The following is an 18,353-nucleotide window of genomic DNA, read 5'->3' as shown; positions in this document are numbered from 1 at the left end:
CTCCGTCGCGCCGCTGCCCGAACCGACGTAGTGTGGGGCGCACCCGGGCTCCCCGGGTCACCTGTCGCCCGAGGAGGACCACCGCTGTGCCCCAGGCAGGACCCGCCCCCGCGCTCCGGAGGATCCTCCACATCTCCCGGCCGGTGCTCTGGATCAACGCCCTGGGCACGGGTGTGGTGGGCATGTGGCTCGCGGGGTCGCTCTGGCGGTGGGAGGCGCTGCCGCTCCTGCTGTGGCTCACCCTCCCGTTCAACCTGCTGATCTACGGCGTCAACGACGTCTTCGACCAGGACACCGATGCCCTCAACCCGCGCAAGGGCTCGCTGGAGGGCGCGCGGATCAGGTCCACCGAGGTGCGCACGATCCGGGCCTGGGTGCTCGTCACCAATGTGCCGTTCCTCGCCTGGTTCGCCGTCTCCCTTCCAGCGGCAGCGCTGGGCTGGATCGCGCTGTACGTCCTGGTCTTCGTGTTCTACTCGGCCCCGCCCGTGCGCCTCAAGGCCCGGGCCTTCCTCGACTCGCTGAGCAACGCCGCCTATGCGTTCCCCCTGGTCTTCGTGGCCTACGCGCTGGGAGAGACCCCGGTGTGGCCCGCGGCGCTGGGCCTGATGGCCTGGAGCGTCGCCAAGCACGCGTTCGACGCCGTCCAGGACATCGAGGAGGACCGCGCCGCGGCCATCACGACGACGGCCGTCCGGCTGGGCCCGGGCGGCGTCGCACGGTGGAGCGGTGCCTGGTGGGGCGTCTCCACGCTGTGCTTCGCGCTGGTCAGCATCCCGGTGGCCCTGGTGAACGCGCTCATCGCCGGGTGGCTCGTCGTCCGCCTGGGGCGGGACCCGACGCCGGACACCGGGCACCGGCTGTACAGGCACTCCATCGCCTTCCCCTACGTCGCCGGCGCCGTGGCCGGGGTGCAGCTGACGCTCGCGCTGTACTTCGGGCTGTACCCGTGAGCCGCGTCGTCGTCGTGGGCGGGGGCATCGGCGGGCTGACGGCGGCCGCCCTGCTCGGTCACGCCGGCCACGGCGTGACCCTGCTCGAGGCCGCCGACCACCTCGGCGGCAAGAGCCGCCGCCTGGAGGACGCCGGGCAGCGCATGGACACCGGGCCGTCGCTGTTCACGTTCCCGGGCGTGTGGGAGGAGTTCCTCCGCCGCCTGGACGGGCTGCGCGCGGCGGGCACGCCCGGCCCCGCGCCGCGTGCGCCGAGCGCCGAGGAGACCGCGGGGCTCGTGCTGGAGCGCCTCCCGGGCGTCGGCACGTACTACTACCGCGGCACCCGGTGCGAACTGCCCGTTCCGCCGGGACATCCCTGGCACGCGGCCTGGGTCCGCTTCGAGGCCGAGCACGGCGGGCTGGGTCCCGACGTCACGCGGCTCCTGACCGCCGGGCCGCTGGAGAGGCGGTCCCACTCCGCGCTGGCGAAGCTGGGGCGGCTGTACGGGCGGCGGCTGACGACCCGCAGCTACCTCGACAGCCTCACCTGGATGCCGGACGGCCTGCGCGAGGTCATCGCCATCCACACCCTCAACGCCGGCGTCGGCCCTGCGCGCACTCCGGCCCTCTACGCGAGCATGCCCGCCGTCATGGCCCGCGACGGCGTCTGGGTCCCCAGGGGCGGGGTGTACGAGCTCGTCGAGGCCCTGCAGCGGCTGGCGGTGGGCGCCGGGGTCGAGATCCGCACCGGCGAACCGGTCACCGCCATCGCCCGCCGCCGCGTGGTCACGGACCGGGGCACCTACCCGGCCGACGCCGTCGTCAGCGGGCTCGACGCCCACCGCCTCGACGGCCTGCTCGCGGGACGGGCTCCCCGGCGGCCGCGCAGGCTCAGCTGCTCGGCGATCGCGATCTACGCCGTGCTGCGCTCCGAGCTGCCCGCCGGGACGCCCCGGCACGGCGTCGTCCTGCCCGACCGTCCCGCCGAGCTCTACGCCGGACTCGAAGCCGGCACCGAGCCCGCGCAGACCATGGCCTTCGCGAACTACTACCCGGCCCACGGGGTCTACCCGAACAGCGCCCCCACGCTCGCCCTGCTGCTGACCGCACCGGCCAACGGGAGGTCGTACGACCTCGAGGACCCGTTCGTCGCGCGCGAGCTCGAGCGCGTGGCGCAGGTCCTCGGGCTGCCGGGCCCCGTCACGGACCGGTTCCGCACCGCGAGGATCCTGGATCCGGCCTACTTCGCCGCGCACGGGTCGGAGGGCGGGGCCCTGTACGGCGCGGTGCGTCCGTCGTGGCGCAGCGGCCCGCTCCACGCGCCGTCCCACACGAGCCTGCGCCGGCCGTGGCTGTGGCGGGTGGGGGCCTCCGTCCATCCGGGCGGCGGCCTGCCCGCGGTGCTGGGCGGCGCCATGATCTCCACGGACAAGCTGATCAAGCACCTGCCCTAGGGCCCGGGGGCGGCACCGCCCGATCCGTGCTCGAGGATCCAGGCCCAGTTCAGCAGCAGCGTCACGAGAGCGCCGGTCACGTAGTTCAGCCACAGGAACCGCCTCCACCCCCGGTGGGCGCGCTCGCAGTCGGCGTCCGTGACGGACAGGTACGGCACGAGGTTGGCCAGGTAGGGCAGCACCAGGAGGGACGCCACGGGCCCGGGCCAGGGGACGAACAGCAGGAGCAGCCCGGCGGCGAGGTAGAACGCCGCGGCGGCCCACACCGTGGGGCGGGCGCCCAGGACCGTGGCGATCGACCCCAGCCCGGCCTCCCGGTCCGCCCTGACGTCCTGGACGGCGCCGAACGCCTGGGAGGCCATGGACCACAGGAAGAACCCGGCGCACAGGGCGACGGTGCCCGCCGAGCCGTCCGCCCCGGCGAGCACGAGGCCGTAGACGGCCGGGGACACGAAGTGCGTGGCGGAGGTCGCCGAGTCCAGGAACGGGACCTCCTTGAACCGCAGGCCCTTGAGGCTGTAGGCCGCCACCGCGAAGAGGCTGACCACGAGCACCCACGCCGCGGCGGCCCCGCCGACCGGGAACAGGAACGCCAGGAACGGCAGGGCGAGCAGCACGGAGCCCACGAGGATCATCCGGTGCTCGGAACGGTCCACGAGCGCGCCCTCGGCCCCGCCTTTGCGGGGGTTGAGGAGGTCGGACTCGTGGTCGAAGACGTCGTTGATCCCGTACATCAGAAGGTTGTAGGGGAAGAGGAAGAACAGGGTCCCGACGACGAGGGGCAGGTCCAGCCGGCCGGTCGTCATGACGTAGGCCGCCGCGAACGGGAAGGCGGTGTTGACCCAGGAGACGGGCCGGGACGTGGCCACGAGCGTGCGCACCGTGGCGGCGAGCCGTCCGCGCTCGGCCAGCCCCCACCACAGCGAGGGCAGCAGGAGCAGCCCCGCGAGCGGGTAGGCGAAGTCCTCGACCGGCACGAGGCCGACCCGCAGCCCCGTGATGTGCCCGGCCCCGTAGTCGAAGAACCCGGCGGCGATCATGAGGTTGTCGAACACCGCCGTCAGCACGGCGAGCACCGCGAAGGAGAGGCCGAGCACGGCCAGGGCCCGGCGCCGCGGGGGCGCCGGGGAAGGCTCACGGACCAGCAGGGTGGCCGGTGCCAGGGCGAGCGCGAGGAACACCGGGATGATGAGCGCGTAGGTCACGGGGCGTCCACCTCCCGGCGGGGGGGACCGGCCGCGGCGGAACGCCGCGCCAGCACCTTCTCGGTCAGCCGGACCAGGTTCATGGTGAGGTAGCACAGGAACGCCAGGAACACGACCTCCTCGACCGGTATCTGCGGGGCGAGCATCCAGCCGGTCGCGTAGCTGCTCCGGCTGTGCAGGAAGATCCCCAGGCTGATCCCGGCGAGGTCCCAGGCGAGGAAGAACGCCACCCCCGCGAGGAGCACGAGGGACGCCCGGCGGGGGTCGTGGGCGAAGAACAGCTTCTCCCGCACGTCCAGGAGCACCATCCCGGCCAGGCTGAGCAGGAGGAAGCCGAGGTACGCGAAGCTCATCCGCGCGGCACCGGTGGTTCCGCCAGGGGCCCGGTGGAGGTGTCCCCGCGCAGGTCCTTGAGCAGGATCTCCGCGCTGATCAGGCACATGGGGAGGCCGATCCCGGGGATGGTCGAGGCACCGCAGTAGTGCAGGCCGGCGACCTTCCGGCTGCGGTTGGACCCGCGGAAGAACGCGGACTGCCTCAGGACGTGGGCGGGGCCGAGCACGTTGCCGCGCCAGGCGTTGAAGTCGCGACGGAAGTCCTCGGGCCCCACGGTGTGGCGCACGACGATCCGCTCCCGCAGGTCCGGCACGCCCGCCCACGACGCCACCTGGTCGATCACCCGGTCCGCGACGGCCTCGACGGCCGGGGAGCCGGTGCCGTCGGGCCCGCCTGCGCCCAGCGACGGATCGGCGGGGACGGGGATCAGGACGAACAGGTTCTCGTGCCCGTCCGGGGCCACACCGGGGTCGGTGGCCGAGGGCTTGCACACGTAGACGGACGCGGGGTCCGGGACGCTCGTGGGCTCCTCGAAGATCGCCCGGAAGTTCGTGTCCCAGTCCTCGCTGAAGAACAGGGTGTGGTGCGGGAGCCGGGGCAGCTCACCGCGCACCCCGAGCATCACGAGCACCGCGCCCGGGCCGGACTGCCGCTTGTCCCAGTACCGCTGCGGATAGCTCTGCAGCTCGCGCGGGAGCAGCGCCGTCTCGGTGTGGTGCAGGTCCGCGGCCGAGACCACGACGTCCGCGGCGAGCTCGTGCTCCGCCCCGTCCGCGTCCCGCCACACGACACCGGTGGCCCGGACCGGGCCGTCGGAGGCCGGGGAGGTGCGGATCCGCACGACATCGGCCTCCGTCCGGATCCGCGCGCCGTGGGAGAGGGCGAGCCGTTCGACGGACTCGACGACCCGGCGGAACCCGCCGCGCGGGTACTGCACGGAGTCGGCGAGGTCCATGTGGCTCATGAGGTGGTAGAGCGAGGGCGTCATCCGGGGCGCACTGGCCAGGAAGACGGCCGGATAGCCGAGCACCTGCCGCAGCCGGGTGTCCTGGACCGTCGCGGCGGCGAGATCGTGCAGGGACCCGGTGAGGTGGCGGGCGAGCTCCGGCAGCCGCCGCAGGACCGCCCGGGTGAGCAGCGGGGCGAACGAGGCGTAGGACGTGTAGAGGAAGTGGTCCACGGCGAGGTCGTAGGTCCGCTGCGCCGAGGCGAGGTACGTGCGGATCCGGGCGCCGGCGCCCGGCTCCACGGCCTCGAACTGCGCGACCGTGTGCTCGAGGTCGGAGCGGACGTCGAGCGGCTCGGCGTAGTTCTCGCCGTACACCCGGTAGGCCGGGTCGAGCCGGACGAGGTCGAGCTCGTGGGCGGCGCTGGAGCCCATGAGGCGGAAGAAGTGGTCGAAGACCTCCGGCATGAGGTACCAGGAGGGCCCGGTGTCGAAGCGGAAGCCGTCCCGCTCGAGCCGCCCGGCGCGCCCGCCCGTCGTCGTCCCGCGCTCCAGGACGGTGACGTCCCAGCCGTCCTTCGCGAGCAGGCCCGCGGCGGCCAGGCCGCCGATCCCGGCGCCGACCACCACGGCGCGCCGGCCCGCGGGCCCGGGGGCCCGGCGGCGGGCGCGCGCCTTCGCGACGGCCGCCGCGGCGAGCGCGGCCTTGCGGGGGTTGGGGACGCGGATGCGGGAGCTCAGCAGCTCCCGGGCGGGGGTGGCTCGGATGCGCACGGACAGCTCCCGGAACAGGTCGTGGGCGGCGAGGACGGCCGCGCGGGAGGAGGAGGGCAGGCCGCCGATCACCGCGCGGGCGGCGGAGAGGTCGGCGTCGATGTCGTCGAGGAGCCGGTTCTTCTCGGTCTCGGAGAACTGCCCGGGCTCCACGCCGGGGAAGTACACGCGGCCGAGCTCGCCGTAGTCCTCGGCGAGGTCGCGCAGGAAGTTGACCTTCTGGAATGCCGCGCCCAGGCGGCGCGCCCCGGCCTCGAGCTCCGCCCGCCGGGCGTCGGGGACGCTGCGCCCGGCCAGGAACACCTGCAGGCACATCAGCCCCACGACCTCGGCGGAGCCGTAGACGTACTCGTCGAGGGAGTCGGCGCTGTGCCGGTCCTCGCTGAGGTCGGCCCGCATCGACGCGAAGAACGGCCGGACGAGGTCCTCGCCGATCCCGGCGTGGCGGGCGGTGCGGGCGAAGGCGTGCACCACGAGGTTGCTGCTGAACCCGCGCCCGATCGCGGCGAAGGTCTCGGCCTCGAGGGAGTCCAGCAGCTCACGGGATCCGTCCGGGGAGATCCCGGCACCGGCGCTGGCGCCGTCGACGATCTCGTCGGCGATCCGCACGAGGGCGTAGACGGCATAGACGTGGGCGCGGATCTCCGGGCCCAGCAGCCGGCAGGCGAGGCCGAAGGAGGTGGAGTAGCGGCGGATGACGGTCGCGGCGGCCTGCCGGGCGGCGTCGTCGTAGCGGGCGGCGGCCTCGGCCGGGGACCCTGCGTGCTGGGCCGCGGTCACCGGATGCGCTCCGTGGCCCCGCCCACGATGCGGCGCAGGTCCCGTTCGAGGGCCTCGGGCAGCACCGCGCCGTCGAGCAGGGCCCGGGCCTCGGCCGCGCACTCGGCGACCATGTCCTCGACCTCCTGGCGCGCCCCGCACTGCTCCAGGAGGTCCCGGGCGCGCAGGGCCTGCTCCCCGCTGATCTCGTGGCGGCCCAGGATCGCGTCGAGCTCCTCGCCCGCGGACGTCCGCTGCGCCGCGGCGACGAGCATGGTGCGCTTGCCCTCCCGCAGGTCGCTGACCACGGACTTGCCCGTGGTCTCCGGGTCCCCGAAGACCCCGAGCAGGTCGTCCACCAGCTGGTAGGCGGTGCCCACGGTGCGGCCCAGCCGCCCGAGCACCTCGACGTCCCCGTCCGGGGCCCCGCCGAGCACCCCGCCGGCCTGCAGGGGGGTCTCGAAGGAGTAGACCGCGGTCTTCAGGCACGTGGCCGCGAGCACCTGCTCGCGGCCGGGCCGAGCCCCGGGCAGCGTGTGGTCGACGTCAAGCAGCTCTCCCGCGGCGGAGGAGAAGAGGGCCGCGTCGAGCAGGTCGAGGAGGCGGGGCAGCCGGTCGGGGGACAGCCCCGAACGGGCCACGAGCCGGTAGGCGCCGGCCAGGGCGAGGTCCCCGGCGATGACGCCCACGCTCGCGCCGTACTGGCGCGCCTGGTCGCGCCCGGAGCCCGCCGCGGACGCACGGGAGGCCGCGGCGGCGTTGATGGTGGGCTGGTGGCGGCGCTGGTCGTCCTGGTCGATGACGTCGTCGTGGACGATGAGGGCGGTGTGCAGCAGCTCGAACGCGGCTCCCACGGCCTCGACCACGCGCTCCGGCTCCGGCTCGGGATAGGCGCCGGCCACGAGGCGGACGAGCTGGGGCCGGATGCGCTTGCCGCCGGAGCTGAGCCGGGCGACCTCCCCCCACAGCCGCCCGAACCCGGGGTCCACCGCCTCGGCGCGGCCGGTGGCCTCCGCGAGGAACTCGTCCAGCACGGGGACCTCGGCGGAGCCCTTTCCACCGTCCCTCCCGGCACGTGTCCCGGCGCCCGGACGGGCGCTGGAGAATGCCGAATCGCGCGAGAAGACCGTCACCATGTCCCCATTCCACCACAGTCCTTCGAAAACCGAACCAATTTCCCCGTCACGCCGCGCTCGGAGCCGGTCCGGCCTCCGCCCGGGCCCCCTCCTCCGGCGACGTGTCCTCGGCCGCCCTCCGGCCCGCCCGGCGGACGGCCTCCGTGAGCTGGGGCAGACGCCGCCGCAGGACCTCGACCTCCTCGTCCGTGCAGTCGTCGAGCACGGCCAGGACCTCTTCGGTCATGGCCGAGAACATCCGACGGCCGGAGCGGTAGGCGTGCTCGGTGGCCCGGAGGCTGATCTCCCGCCGGTCGTGCGGATCCACCGCCCGCACCAGGTGGCCCGCGGCGACGAGGCGCTTGATGACCGTCGTGGTCGCCGAACCGCTCAGCACGAGCCGGCGGGCGATGTCCCCGGCGCGGACCGGCCGGCCCTCCCGGTTGGCCTGCATGACCTCGTTGAGCGCGTGGACGTCCTTGTGCGCCAGGCCGAAGCGGCGCCGGACCTGGTCCGCGTAGCGCTCGGCCTCGGTGCTGAAGAGCTGGAGCAGGAAGAGGACGTCGAAGCCCCTCCGCCCCCGGTGCGCGTTTGCCTCCGCACCCCTGTCCGGCACCGCGGCGCCGGGCGTGCTGATCGTGCCCTCGTCGGCCTGCATGTCCCGATTCTAGGGTGCGGGCGCGGGAGAATGGGGCCCATGACCGACAGCGAAGATGAGACCGTCCCGGCCCTCCCGCCCCCGGGGGGCCCCGGCACCCCGGCCGTGTCCGTGGTGGTGCCGGCCCGTGACGACGCCGCCCACCTGGCGCGGTGCCTGCGGCTGCTCGCGGCGCAGACCCGTCCGCCGGACGAGGTCGTGGTCGTGGACAACGCCTCGAGCGACGCCACCGCCGAGGTCGCCCGGGCCGCCGGGGCCCGGGTGGTGTTCGAGCCCGTGCGGGGCATCCCCCAGGCGGCGGCCGCGGGCTACGACGCCGCCCGGGGGGACGTCGTGGTGCGCTGCGACGCCGACAGCGCCCCCGGCCCCGAGTGGATCGCGGGTCTGCTCGCCGCGCTGGACCACCGTGCGGACGCGGTCGCCGTGGCCGGCCCGGGGCGCTTCTACGGCCTTCCCCCCGGGCTCGGCGGGCTGCTGTCCGCCCTGTACATGGGCCTGTACGTGCTCACCACGGCCGCGGCGCTGGCCCACCCGCCCCTGTTCGGCACCAACATGGCGATGCGCCGGGACTGGTGGCTCGAGGTCCGCGACCGGGTCCACCGGTACGACCCGGAGCTGCACGACGACCTCGACCTCAGCTTCCGCCTGGGCCCGGGGTGCCGCATCCTCTTCCGTCCCGGCCTGTCGGTGGGCATGTCCCCGCGGGCGCTGCGGGGAGGGCGCCCCGCCGTCCGGCGGCTGGGACGCGCGTTCCGGACCATCCGGCTCAACTGGGCCGAGGAACGCCCGTGGGAGCGCTGGCGGGCACGCCTGGGCCGCCGGGCCGGCCGGTGCCGGCCGTGAGGGGGATCGTGCTCGCGGTGCGGTGGGCCGGCCCGCTCTCCGCGCTGCTCACCGCCGTGTTCTTCGACGTCGCGGGCGCCGCCGTGATGATGCTGGTGTGCCTCGGCATCACGATCACGTGGCGGGCCCGGCTGCCGAGGGCCCTGGAGCTGGCCACCGACCTGCTCCTGCTGCTCGCTGCGTGGAGCTCCGTGTTCCTGCTCTACGAGCGGCTCGCCCACTGGGACCTGGTCGTCCACTTCGCGGCGACCGCCGTGCTGGCCGAGCTCGCGTTCCGCGCCCTGGAGCGCTGGGGCCGGCTCCGCACGCCCGGGCCGGTGACCCATGTCCTGGTGGTCACCGCCCTCGGCACGGCCCTCGCGCTCGTCTGGGAGTACGTCGAGTTCGCGGGCTACGCGATCGTCGACCCGCGCGTCCAGGTGGGCTACACGGACACCATGGGAGATCTCGCCGCCGGCAACGCGGGCTCCCTGGTGGCCGGGATCCTCGGCGCCTGGGCCCGGCTCAGGGCGGAAGCCCCGGCCGCGGGCCGCTCGGGACTCCACGCGCACGACGACGGCGCCGCCCACCCCGCGGGGTGAGCGGCGCCGTCGGGCGGGAGCCGGCGGGTCAGCCGGCGGAGGCGACCGTCCACCACTGCGCGGGCAGGGCGCCGGGGATCCAGCGGGCCTCCTGGCCGGAGGAGCGCACGATCCAGCCGGTCTCGAACTCCTGGAAGCACGGGCTGCCGCCGAGGGCGCACAGCTCGCGGGAGACCGGCTTGCCGGTGCTGGCGCCGATCCGGCCGTGGAGCCGGCCGATGACGTCGCGGGTGGTGAACGGATTGCCGCCCTGCGCCGCGATCACGGCCGAGACCGGGTCCACGATGCCCGCGCCGCAGCCGGGCGCGCAGCCGCCGGGGGCCTGGCGGGCCGTGGTGGTCAGCGCCGCGCGGACGCCGTTCGCGTCCAGGCCCGGCGCGGCCTGGCGGACCAGCGCCACGGCGCCGGCCACGGCCGGCGCCGCCATGGACGTGCCGTTGCCGTCCGTGTACGAGGCCGCCCCCGGCTCCTTGGCCCCGTCGTTGCCCGTGGAGTGGATGCCTGCCCACGGGTCGCCGCCGGGGGCCGCGACCGTCACCGAGCCGAAGTTGGAGTAGGAGGCCAGGGCGCCGGAGACGTCCGTGGCAGCGACCGAGATCACCCCGGCGCAGTTGGCCGGCGCGGACCGGGCGGCGTCGACGGCGTTGTTGCCGGCGGCCACGACCACGGAGACCCCCCGGCCGACGGCCTCGTCGATGGCCGACTGCAGCACCGGCGGGCACTGCCCCACGACGCCGAGGCTGAGGTTGATGACGGTGGCGGGCGTCGGGTTGGCGGGCGCGCCGGGCACCGCGGCGCCGGCGGCCCAGGCCACGCCCGCGGCGACGTCGGAGATGTAGCCCTGGCTGCAGGCGCCCACGACGCGCACCGGGAGGATCTTCGCCGCGGGGGCGACCCCGGAGATGCCGATCCCGTTGCCGCCCTCGGCCGCCGCGATGCCCGCGGTCTGCGTGCCGTGCCAGGTCGAGGTCGCCGGCATGGGGCTGTTCGGGCACAGCACCGCGTCGGGGTGGTCGCCCGCGTCCGTGGGGTCGGCGTCCCACCCGTTCCCGTCGCGGCCGTTCGGGGCCGCGGAGACGAAGTCGTAGCCGGGCAGGACGTTGGCGTCCAGGTCGGGGTGGGCGGTGATGCCCGTGTCCACGATCGCGATGGTCTGCCCGGCGCCGGTGGCCCGCTCCCACGCCAGGGGCATGCCGAGGCCGGCGGGGTCGTCCCACAGGCTCCACTGCCGGGCGCGGTACGAGGGGTCGTCGGGCTCGGCGGCCGTGGTGGCCAGGAGGTCCGGCTCGGCGTACTCGACGGCGGGGTCCTGCTCGAGGGCGGTGGTCAGCGCCTCGAGGTCCGCGCCCGCCAGCTTCTCCTCGGTCCGCAGGACGGTGGCCCCGCCGGCGGTGGGCGCGGCCTCCGCGAGCTGCGCCCCGGCCGTGCCGGAGCGTGCGGCGGCCTGGCCGTACACCGCCCCCGGGGAGCCGCCCGGGGCCGCCCCGTCCCGGAACTTCACGACGACGCGGTCCGTGGCCGCGCTCCCGGCGGACGCGGCGGCGGTCTCGGGGGCGGGGGCCGGGGCGGTCTGCCCGGGGTCCGCCGCCGCGACGGCGAGCGGGGCGAGCGCGAGGGCCGCCGCGAGGGCGAGGGCCGCGGCGGTGCTGCGGGTGGACGTCAAGGGTTCCTCCGGCCGGTCGGGCGGGAGCGAGCAGTGCAGCACGCGGTCCTGCCCCCCGGGGACCGGAGGGCGGGCCGGTCCCCTGCGCGCAGGCCCGGAAGCGCCTGCAGGAAAGGAGCCCCCACTCCTGTGCACTGCTCAGCGTAGGAACGGGACCTGCGTGTTACCGAATGCGAAGCCTCCCGGTGGGACGGGGGCGCGGGCTCTGGGGGAGCGGGCGATCCGGACCGCCACCGCGATCAGCGGCAGCTGCAGCGGCAGGCGCCCCCAGGCCACGGCCTTCCGGGCGGGCGACGCGCTGCGGGCGCGCCACGCCATGGTGAGGTTGCCCGGCCACACGGCCACGAACAGCGCGGCCGCCGCCCAGCCGCCCGCCCGCCGGGTGCGCGGGTGCAGCAGCAGCGCCCCGACACCGAGCTCCACGATCCCCGAGCCCAGGGTCCACGCCCGGGGCGGGCCGGGCAGGACGCGGGGGATCAGGCCGTCGAACGGCCGGGGGAACAGCAGGTGCAGGGCGCCGGTCCCCAGGAGCGCGGCCCCCGTGCGCACGGCGGCCCCCGGGTGCTGCGCGGCCCCGGCCACGTCAGCTCCGCACCGCGCGGTAGCGGGAGCCGTCGGCGGAGCGCTCGGCCAGGCCCGCGTCCACGAGGTGGCGGCGCAGCATCGCCACGTCGTCGTGCAGGACGACGAGCCGGTCGTTGACCCGCTCCTCCGTCAGGGTCTCGTCCCCGCGGAAGACGCGGTCCCGCACCCACTCCAGCAGCTGCACCCGGTCGGCCGGGCCGGCCGGCATCTGCACGACCCGCCCCTGGTCCAGGAACCGGTCCGGTCCGGCGGTGCGGCGCGGCGCGGCGCCCTCGGCGAGCGCCCGCCGGAACGCGGCGGGGTCCACGGCGCAGCGGCCCTCGTGCTCCACGACCACGCCGAGGCGGATCCAGGACTGCAGGGCGCGCCGCTCGCGGGCGGGCCACGCCTCGGCGTCCACCACCGGGACGCCCCCCAGCGCGACCCGGGCGAACACGGCCCGGGAGGCGTCGTTGGCCAGCGCGGCGAGCAGCGGCTTCCAGTCGGCGGCGGGGCTCACCGGGGCGTTCGCGTCGTCGGCGTGCATGGCGCCAGCGTACGTCGCCGGGAACGTGGCGAACACCACGTCGGGCACGGAATGGACCGGGGCACCGCGTTCGTTGACACGTACAGATCAAAATCCTTGAACCCGAAAGGACCGACATGGCCCCCGACGCCCTGCAGGATCAGCTCGCCCTCGACGCCGCCACCGCGGACCTCCTCTTCCGCGAGGCGCGCACCGCCACCGAGTTCCTCGACGAGCCCGTGGACGACGCCCAGCTGCGGGCCGTGCACGAGCTGGCCAAGATGGGCCCCACGGCCATGAACATCCAGCCCCTGCGCGTCACCTGGGTCCGCTCCCCCGAGGCCCGGGAGCGGCTCGTGCAGCACATGGCGGAGGGCAACAAGGTCAAGGTCGCCGCCGCCCCCGCCGTCGCCGTGCTGAGCTACGACGTCGACTGGCACGAGCAGCTCCCGGCGCTCTTCCCGCCGGCCGCGGGCAACCAGCAGGTGTTCGCCGCCAACGAGGAGCTGCGCGCGCAGATGGGCCGGGACAACGCCCACCTGCAGGCCGGGTACTTCGTCCTGGCCGTGCGCGCAGCGGGCCTGGCCGCCGGGCCCATGGGCGGGTTCGACCCGGCCGGCGTGGACGCGCAGTTCCACGCCGGCACGAACCGCCGCTCGGTGCTGGTCGTGGCCGTCGGCCGGCCCGCCGCCCCGCGGCACGAGCGCCTCCCCCGGCTGGACTTCGACGCCGTGACCACCGTCGTCTGAGCCACGCCGGGCCCGTGCCGCGGCGCGGCGCGGGCCCGGCGTGGCTTTCACGCCCGCGGAGCCGGATACTGGGTGGGATGACCCCCGCACTCCTGTCCCTCGGCACGGCGGTCCCCCCGCACGTCCTCGAGCAGACCGCGGCCCGGGACCTGTACCTGGGCCAGCCCGGCACGGACCGGCTCACCGAGCGCCTCGTCCGCACCGTGTTCGGGGCCTCGGGGGTGGGCCGCCGGCACACCGTGCTGCGCGAACTGGTCGACGACGGCGCCCGCACGGCCTCCCCCTACATCGGCCCGGGCGGGCAGATCCTCAACCCGCTCACGGGCGTCCGCAACCGCACCTACGTGAGCGAGGCCCCCCGCCTCTTCGCGGCCGCCGCCCGCGACGCCCTCGCCGGCTGCCCCGGGCTCGACCCGGCGGGGATCACCGACGTGATCACCGTCTCCTGCACCGGCTTCTTCGCCCCCGGCCCCGACTACCAGCTCGTGCGGGACCTGGGCCTGAACCCGGCCACCCGCCGGTCCCACATCGGGTTCATGGGCTGCCACGGAGCGCTCATCGGGCTGCGCCAGGCCCGCGCGATCGCGCAGGCGGACCCGGAGGCCGTCGTGCTGCTGGTCGCGGCCGAGCTGTGCAGCCTGCACCTGCGCCCGGCCCGGGACGCCGACGCCATCCGCGGGGCCGCCCTCTTCGCCGACGGCGCCGCGGCCGCCGTCGTCAGCTCGCGGCGGCCCGGTGGCGCGGAGCCGCTGCTCGGGCTCGACCGCTTCAGCACCCTCGTGATCCCCGACGGCGAGCACGACATGGCCTGGACCATCGGTGACGAGGGCTTCGAGATGGTCCTCGGCGCGGCCGTGCCGAAGGTCATCGAGGGCAACATCCACACGGCCGTCGACGCGCTCCTCGGGGGGCCCGGGGGCGCGGTGCCCCGAGGAGCGATCACCGACTGGGCCGTCCACCCCGGCGGGCGCAGCATCCTGGACAAGCTCGAGAACGCCCTCGGCCTGTCCCCGGAGGCGCTGCGGGAGTCGCGCGACGTGCTCGCCGCCCGTGGCAACATGAGCAGCGTGACCGTCCTGCACGTGCTGCGCCAGGTGATCGACGCCGCCCCCGCCGGCGAGCCGCGGACGGTGTGCGCACTCGCGTTCGGGCCGGGCCTGACCGTGGAGTCGGCGCTGTTCAGCATCCCGGTCCGGGCCGCCGGAGCGCCCGGACCGCGGCTCGAGCCGGCCGCAGCGCCCCTGTCCCGCTAGGAGGATCCCGTGGACCACGACGTCGTGATCGTCGGCGCCGGCCTCGCCGGCATGCAGTGCGCCCGGCTGCTCGAGCAGCACGGCCTGGACGTGGTGGTGCTGGAGGCCTCCGACGGCGTCGGGGGCCGGGTGCGCACCGACGTGGTCGACGGCTTCCGCTGCGACCGCGGCTTCCAGGTGCTCAACCCCGCCTACACGGAGCTGCGCCGCAGCGTGGACGTCCCCGCCCTGGGGCTGCAGAAGTTCGACGCCGCGGCCGGCGTCCGCCGCGGCGACGGGATCGACGTCCTGGCCGACCCGCGGCGCGTGCCCTCCCGCCTGGCCGGGACCCTGGGCAGCCCGCTCGTGGAGCTGCGCCGGCTGCCCGCCCTGCTGGCGTGGCTGGCGCCCGTGCTCGACCCCCGTGCGGCGCACCGGGAGGAGCTGGACCGCCCGTGGCACGAGTCCCTCGACGCCGCGGGGGTGCGCGGGCCGCTGCGGGACCTCGTGCTCGAGCCGTTCCTGGCGGGCGTGATCCTCGAGGACGGGGGCCGGACCTCCGCGGCGTTCGTGCGGCAGCTGGTCGGCTGGTTCCTGCTCGGCACGCCCGGCCTGCCGGCCGGGGGCATGGGGGCGCTGCCCGAGTGGATCCACGACGGCCTGCGCGCCCGCGCCGTCCTGGGCGCCCGCGTCGAGACCCTCGAGCGCACCGCCTCCGGCTGGACGGTCGGCGCCGGCGGCGGCTCGTGGCGGGCCCCGTCGGTGGTCGTGGCCACGGACGGCCCCGCGGCCGGCGGGCTGCTGGACCTGCCGGCCGTGCCGATGAAGGGCGAGGCCACGTGGTGGTTCGCCCCGGACCGGGCGCCGTCGGACCTGAGGTCGCTGGTGCTGCCGGGCGAGACCACGGGACCGCTCATCGACACGGCCGTGGTCAGCAACGCCGCCCCCAGCTACGCCCCCGCGGGCCGTGCACTGGTCCAGGCGTCCGCCCTGCTCCCGCGCGGAGCCGCACTGCCCGCCGAGGCCGACGTCCGCCGCCAGCTGTCCGGGATCTGGGGCGCGGACGCGGGCGCCTGGGAGCTGCTGACGGTGCACGAGGTCCGTGACGCCCTGCCCGAGCAGCTGCCCCCGTTCGTGGCGGAGCGCCCCGCCGCCCTCGGCGACGGCGTGTTCGTGTGCGGGGACCACCGCACCACCGGCTCCAGCCAGGGAGCGCTGCGCTCCGGGCGGCGGGCCGCGGAGGCGCTGCTCGCCTGAGCCGCCGGCGAGCACGGCGACGGGCGCAGGGGCCTATCCTGCGACGCCGAGGCTGAGGATCGCGGTGACGCCCGTGAGGACCAGGCCGGTGGCGAAGATCGCCGCGACGACCATGATCACGCCCAGGGTGGCCACGGCCGTGATGCGACGGAACCGGCCGGCCACCACCACGGCCGACTGGGCGAGCAGCACCATGAGCAGCACGGCCACCGCCATCAGCACCACCCCGAAGAGGATCATCGCGCCCACCTGCCGTGGGCGCCCTCGGGCCTCGACATGGCTTCCTCCCCCGATTCCGCCCTGTCCCGGAGCCGGCCACCGCCCTGCGCCCACCCCGGGAACCGGGTTCCCGCACACCACGAGAGCACCGGGGGCGGACGCCCCGCAACGATCCATGCAAAGGCGCTATCACGAGCCGACACAATGGTGTGCCGGCGCGAAGCCCCTGGTCGCCCCGGCAGTCAGTCCCGCAGCATCTGCCCCACCCGGCGGACGCCCTCGGCGATGTCGGCCTCGGAGGCCGCCGAGTAGGCCAGCCGCAGGCTCGTGGAGGGACGGCCGTCGGCGTAGCAGGCCCCGCCCGGCACCAGCGCCACGCCGTGCTCGACGGCCCGGCGCAGCAGGTCGCCGTGCGGGAGGGCCCGGGGGTCCAGGTCCAGCCACGTGAAGAAGCCGCCGGCCGGGCGGGTCCAGCGCACCCCGTCGGGCATGTGCGCCGCGAGGGCGTCCATCATGGCCGCGCACCGGGAGCGGTACAGCGCCACCGCCCGGTCCAGCGCGGGCCGCCAGTGCTCCCCGCCCACGTACTGCGCGGCGAGCTCCTGGCCGAGCACCGAGGGGTGGATGGTCACGGCCTCCGCCGCGATCTGCAGCCGCGCCCGCACCGCGGGCACCGCGGCGATCCACCCGATCCGCAGGCCCGGGGAGAAGATCTTCGAGAAGCTGCCGAGGTGGATCACCGTGTCCGGGTCCATCGAGTACAGCGACGGCGGCCGGTGCTCCCGGTCGAAGCCGAGCAGCCCGTACGGGTCGTCCTCGAGGATCAGCACGCCCCGCTCGGCGCACACCTGGACGAGCCGCCGGCGCCGGGCCCCGGTGAGGGTCACCCCGGTGGGGTTGTGGAAGTTCGGGATCGTGTAGAGGAGCTTCACGGTGCGCCCGGCGGCCCGCAGCGCGTCGATGCGCTCGGCCACCGCCTCGGGGTCCAGGCCCTCGTCGTCGACGTCCACGTGCTCGACCTCGACCTCGTAGCTGCCGAACACACCCAGCGCCCCGACGTAGGTGGGACCCTCGGCCACCACGACGTCGCCCGGGTCGCAGAACAGCTTCGTCACCAGGTCCAGGCCCGCCTGGGACCCGGCGGTGATCTGGATCCGGTCCGGGGTGACCTCGGCGCCCTGCAGGCGCATCAGCTCGCAGACCAGCCCGGACAGGCGGCCGATGCCCGCCCCCGAGCCGTACTGGAGCACCTCGGGCCCGCGCTCGGCCACGATCCCCCGGGCCAGCTCGGCGATGAGCTCGTGCGGGAGCACGCTCATGTCCGGGTTGCCGCCGGCCAGGGAGATCATCCCCGGCTGCAGCGCGATCTCGAACACCGCCCGCACCGGGGAGGGCCGGAACTGCCCAGAGCGCCGGGCGAAGAGGGAGGCGTGGTCGGGACGGGGGGCCGCGGAGGCCCCCCCGCTCACGCGCCCTCCCGGCCCGGCCCGTCCGCTGCGTCCGCCGGCCGGCCGTAGACGTGCCCGGCCAGCCCGTAGGCGGGCCCGCCGGGGGCCGCGCCGGGGCCCATGGCCAGGAGGGTGATCAGCTCGTAGGCCACGTGCGCGGCGGCCACCCCGGTGAGCTCGGCGTGGTCGTAGGCGGGGGCGACCTCGACGACGTCGGCCCCCACCACGTTCGTCCCGCGCAGCCCGCGCAGGATCTCCAGGACCTCCCGGCTCGTCATCCCGCCGGCCTCCGGGGTCCCGGTGCCCGGGGCGTGGGCGGGGTCCAGCACGTCGATGTCCAGCGACACGTACAGCGGGCGGTCCCCCACGCGCTGGCGCAGGTGCGCGACGACGGCGTCGACCCCCAGCCGCATGACGTCGGCGGAGGAGACGATGCCGAAGCCGAAGCGGGCGTCGTCGTCGAGGTCCTCCGGCCCGTAGAGCGGCCCGCGGGTGCCCACGTGGGAGACGGCGTCGGTGTCGAGCAGGCCCTCCTCGTACGCGCGGCGGAACGGGGTGCCGTGGGTGTACTCGGCGCCGAAGTAGGTGTCCCACGTGTCGAGGTGGGCGTCGAAGTGCAGCAGCGCGACCTTGCCGTGGCGGGCGTGCACGGCGCGCAGCAGGGGCAGGGCGATCGTGTGGTCCCCGCCGATGGCCACCAGCTGGGTGGACTCCCCCATCAGCTCCTTGGCCTGGGCCTCGATGGAGGCGATCGCCTCGCCGATGTCGAAGGGGTTGGCCACGATGTCCCCGGCGTCGGCGACCTGTACCCCGGCGAACGGGGAGACGTTCTGGGCGGGGTTGTACGGGCGCAGCAGGCGCGAGGCCTCCCGGACGTGGTTGGACCCGAAGCGGGCGCCGGGGCGGTAGGAGACCCCGGCATCGAAGGGCACCCCGACCACGGCGATGTCCGCGTGCTCCACCTCGTCGGTGCGCGGCAGGCGGGCGAAGGTGCCCAGCCCCGCCCAGCGCGGGGTCAGGGCGGCGTTGACGGGGCCGAGGACGGGGGTGCCGTCCGGGGTGGAGCCGGTGATGCGCTCGGTGGTCATG

Annotated in this window: 18 protein-coding genes; 7 read left to right on the top strand and 11 right to left on the bottom strand. The window is 75.6% G+C overall.

Going from position 1 to position 18,353, the window contains the following annotated elements:
- Positions 1–86 precede the first annotated feature (86 nt).
- Together ACYSMR_RS10945 and ACYSMR_RS10940 are read left to right on the top strand one after the other, a co-directional pair.
- Positions 87–953: a UbiA family prenyltransferase gene (locus ACYSMR_RS10945; protein WP_309126218.1), complete on the top strand. Its 867-nt coding sequence runs from the start codon at positions 87–89 to the stop codon at positions 951–953.
- Complete coding sequence (locus ACYSMR_RS10940; protein ID WP_461745218.1) at positions 950–2,389, top strand: phytoene desaturase family protein; 1,440 nt, start codon at positions 950–952, stop codon at positions 2,387–2,389. The genes ACYSMR_RS10945 and ACYSMR_RS10940 overlap by 4 nt, the downstream gene beginning before the upstream one ends.
- Here the strand turns inward: ACYSMR_RS10940 and ACYSMR_RS10935 are convergent.
- From ACYSMR_RS10935 to ACYSMR_RS10915, 5 genes are all read right to left on the bottom strand, one after another.
- Positions 2,386–3,594 (bottom strand): prenyltransferase, encoded by a 1,209-nt coding sequence (locus tag ACYSMR_RS10935; RefSeq protein ID WP_251332114.1) that lies wholly within the window; start codon positions 3,592–3,594, stop codon positions 2,386–2,388. The two genes, ACYSMR_RS10940 and ACYSMR_RS10935, sit on opposite strands and share 4 nt — an antisense overlap.
- On the bottom strand, positions 3,591–3,947 hold the full coding sequence (locus ACYSMR_RS10930) for a lycopene cyclase domain-containing protein (protein WP_251332115.1): 357 nt from the start codon (positions 3,945–3,947) through the stop codon (positions 3,591–3,593). The genes ACYSMR_RS10935 and ACYSMR_RS10930 overlap by 4 nt, the downstream gene beginning before the upstream one ends.
- The gene (gene crtI, locus ACYSMR_RS10925) at positions 3,944–6,430 is read right to left on the bottom strand and encodes a phytoene desaturase family protein (RefSeq protein ID WP_461745216.1); all 2,487 of its coding nucleotides are present in this window, start codon (positions 6,428–6,430) and stop codon (positions 3,944–3,946) included. The genes ACYSMR_RS10930 and crtI overlap by 4 nt, the downstream gene beginning before the upstream one ends.
- Positions 6,427–7,443: a polyprenyl synthetase family protein gene (locus tag ACYSMR_RS10920; protein WP_251332116.1), complete on the bottom strand. Its 1,017-nt coding sequence runs from the start codon at positions 7,441–7,443 to the stop codon at positions 6,427–6,429. Before ACYSMR_RS10920 ends, crtI begins: the two co-directional genes overlap by 4 nt.
- A gap of 148 nt (positions 7,444–7,591) precedes the next feature.
- On the bottom strand, positions 7,592–8,182 hold the full coding sequence (locus tag ACYSMR_RS10915) for a MarR family winged helix-turn-helix transcriptional regulator (protein WP_461745214.1): 591 nt from the start codon (positions 8,180–8,182) through the stop codon (positions 7,592–7,594).
- Positions 8,183–8,221: 39 nt separating this feature from the next.
- On the opposite strand from ACYSMR_RS10915, the gene ACYSMR_RS10910 reads away from it, so the two are divergent.
- Positions 8,222–9,025 carry a glycosyltransferase family A protein gene (locus tag ACYSMR_RS10910; protein WP_309124888.1) on the top strand — a complete coding sequence of 268 codons (804 nt, stop codon included), beginning with the start codon at positions 8,222–8,224 and terminating at the stop codon, positions 9,023–9,025.
- On the top strand, positions 9,022–9,606 hold the full coding sequence (locus tag ACYSMR_RS10905) for a hypothetical protein (RefSeq protein ID WP_251332119.1): 585 nt from the start codon (positions 9,022–9,024) through the stop codon (positions 9,604–9,606). Before ACYSMR_RS10910 ends, ACYSMR_RS10905 begins: the two co-directional genes overlap by 4 nt.
- A 28-nt stretch (positions 9,607–9,634) precedes the next feature.
- On the opposite strand, the gene ACYSMR_RS10900 is transcribed toward ACYSMR_RS10905, so the two are convergent.
- The 3 genes from ACYSMR_RS10900 to ACYSMR_RS10890 form a co-directional block, all read right to left on the bottom strand.
- Positions 9,635–11,269, bottom strand: coding sequence for a S8 family serine peptidase (locus ACYSMR_RS10900; protein WP_461745211.1), 1,635 nt, complete (start codon positions 11,267–11,269; stop codon positions 9,635–9,637).
- Between the two features lie 138 nt (positions 11,270–11,407).
- The gene (locus tag ACYSMR_RS10895; protein WP_309124885.1) at positions 11,408–11,851 is read right to left on the bottom strand and encodes a DoxX family protein; all 444 of its coding nucleotides are present in this window, start codon (positions 11,849–11,851) and stop codon (positions 11,408–11,410) included.
- Between the two features lies 1 nt (position 11,852).
- A complete protein-coding gene (locus ACYSMR_RS10890) occupies positions 11,853–12,380 on the bottom strand; it encodes a DUF2087 domain-containing protein (RefSeq protein WP_461745209.1) in 528 nt (175 codons plus the stop codon).
- Between the two features lie 116 nt (positions 12,381–12,496).
- On the opposite strand from ACYSMR_RS10890, the gene ACYSMR_RS10885 reads away from it, so the two are divergent.
- The 3 genes from ACYSMR_RS10885 (at position 12,497) to ACYSMR_RS10875 (ending at position 15,597) form a co-directional block, all read left to right on the top strand.
- Positions 12,497–13,108, top strand: coding sequence for a malonic semialdehyde reductase (locus ACYSMR_RS10885; RefSeq protein WP_461745207.1), 612 nt, complete (start codon positions 12,497–12,499; stop codon positions 13,106–13,108).
- Between the two features lie 77 nt (positions 13,109–13,185).
- Entirely contained in the window at positions 13,186–14,361 is a 1,176-nt protein-coding gene (locus ACYSMR_RS10880; RefSeq protein ID WP_309124883.1) for a type III polyketide synthase, read from the top strand.
- Between the two features lie 9 nt (positions 14,362–14,370).
- Entirely contained in the window at positions 14,371–15,597 is a 1,227-nt protein-coding gene (locus ACYSMR_RS10875) for an NAD(P)/FAD-dependent oxidoreductase (RefSeq protein ID WP_461745205.1), read from the top strand.
- Between the two features lie 33 nt (positions 15,598–15,630).
- Here ACYSMR_RS10875 and ACYSMR_RS10870 read toward each other — a convergent pair whose 3' ends face one another.
- The 3 genes from ACYSMR_RS10870 to speB all read right to left on the bottom strand — a co-directional run bounded on the left by ACYSMR_RS10870 (position 15,631) and on the right by speB (position 18,352).
- Entirely contained in the window at positions 15,631–15,837 is a 207-nt protein-coding gene (locus ACYSMR_RS10870; protein WP_309124882.1) for a hypothetical protein, read from the bottom strand.
- A gap of 221 nt (positions 15,838–16,058) precedes the next feature.
- Positions 16,059–17,285, bottom strand: coding sequence for an aminotransferase-like domain-containing protein (locus tag ACYSMR_RS10865; protein WP_461745203.1), 1,227 nt, complete (start codon positions 17,283–17,285; stop codon positions 16,059–16,061).
- On the bottom strand, positions 17,282–18,352 hold the full coding sequence (gene speB / locus ACYSMR_RS10860; protein WP_251332128.1) for an agmatinase: 1,071 nt from the start codon (positions 18,350–18,352) through the stop codon (positions 17,282–17,284). The genes ACYSMR_RS10865 and speB overlap by 4 nt, the downstream gene beginning before the upstream one ends.
- Position 18,353: the final 1 nt, after the last annotated feature.

The organism is Kocuria sp. U4B (assembly GCF_054875615.1).
This window is presented reverse-complemented; position numbering and strand designations above follow the sequence as displayed.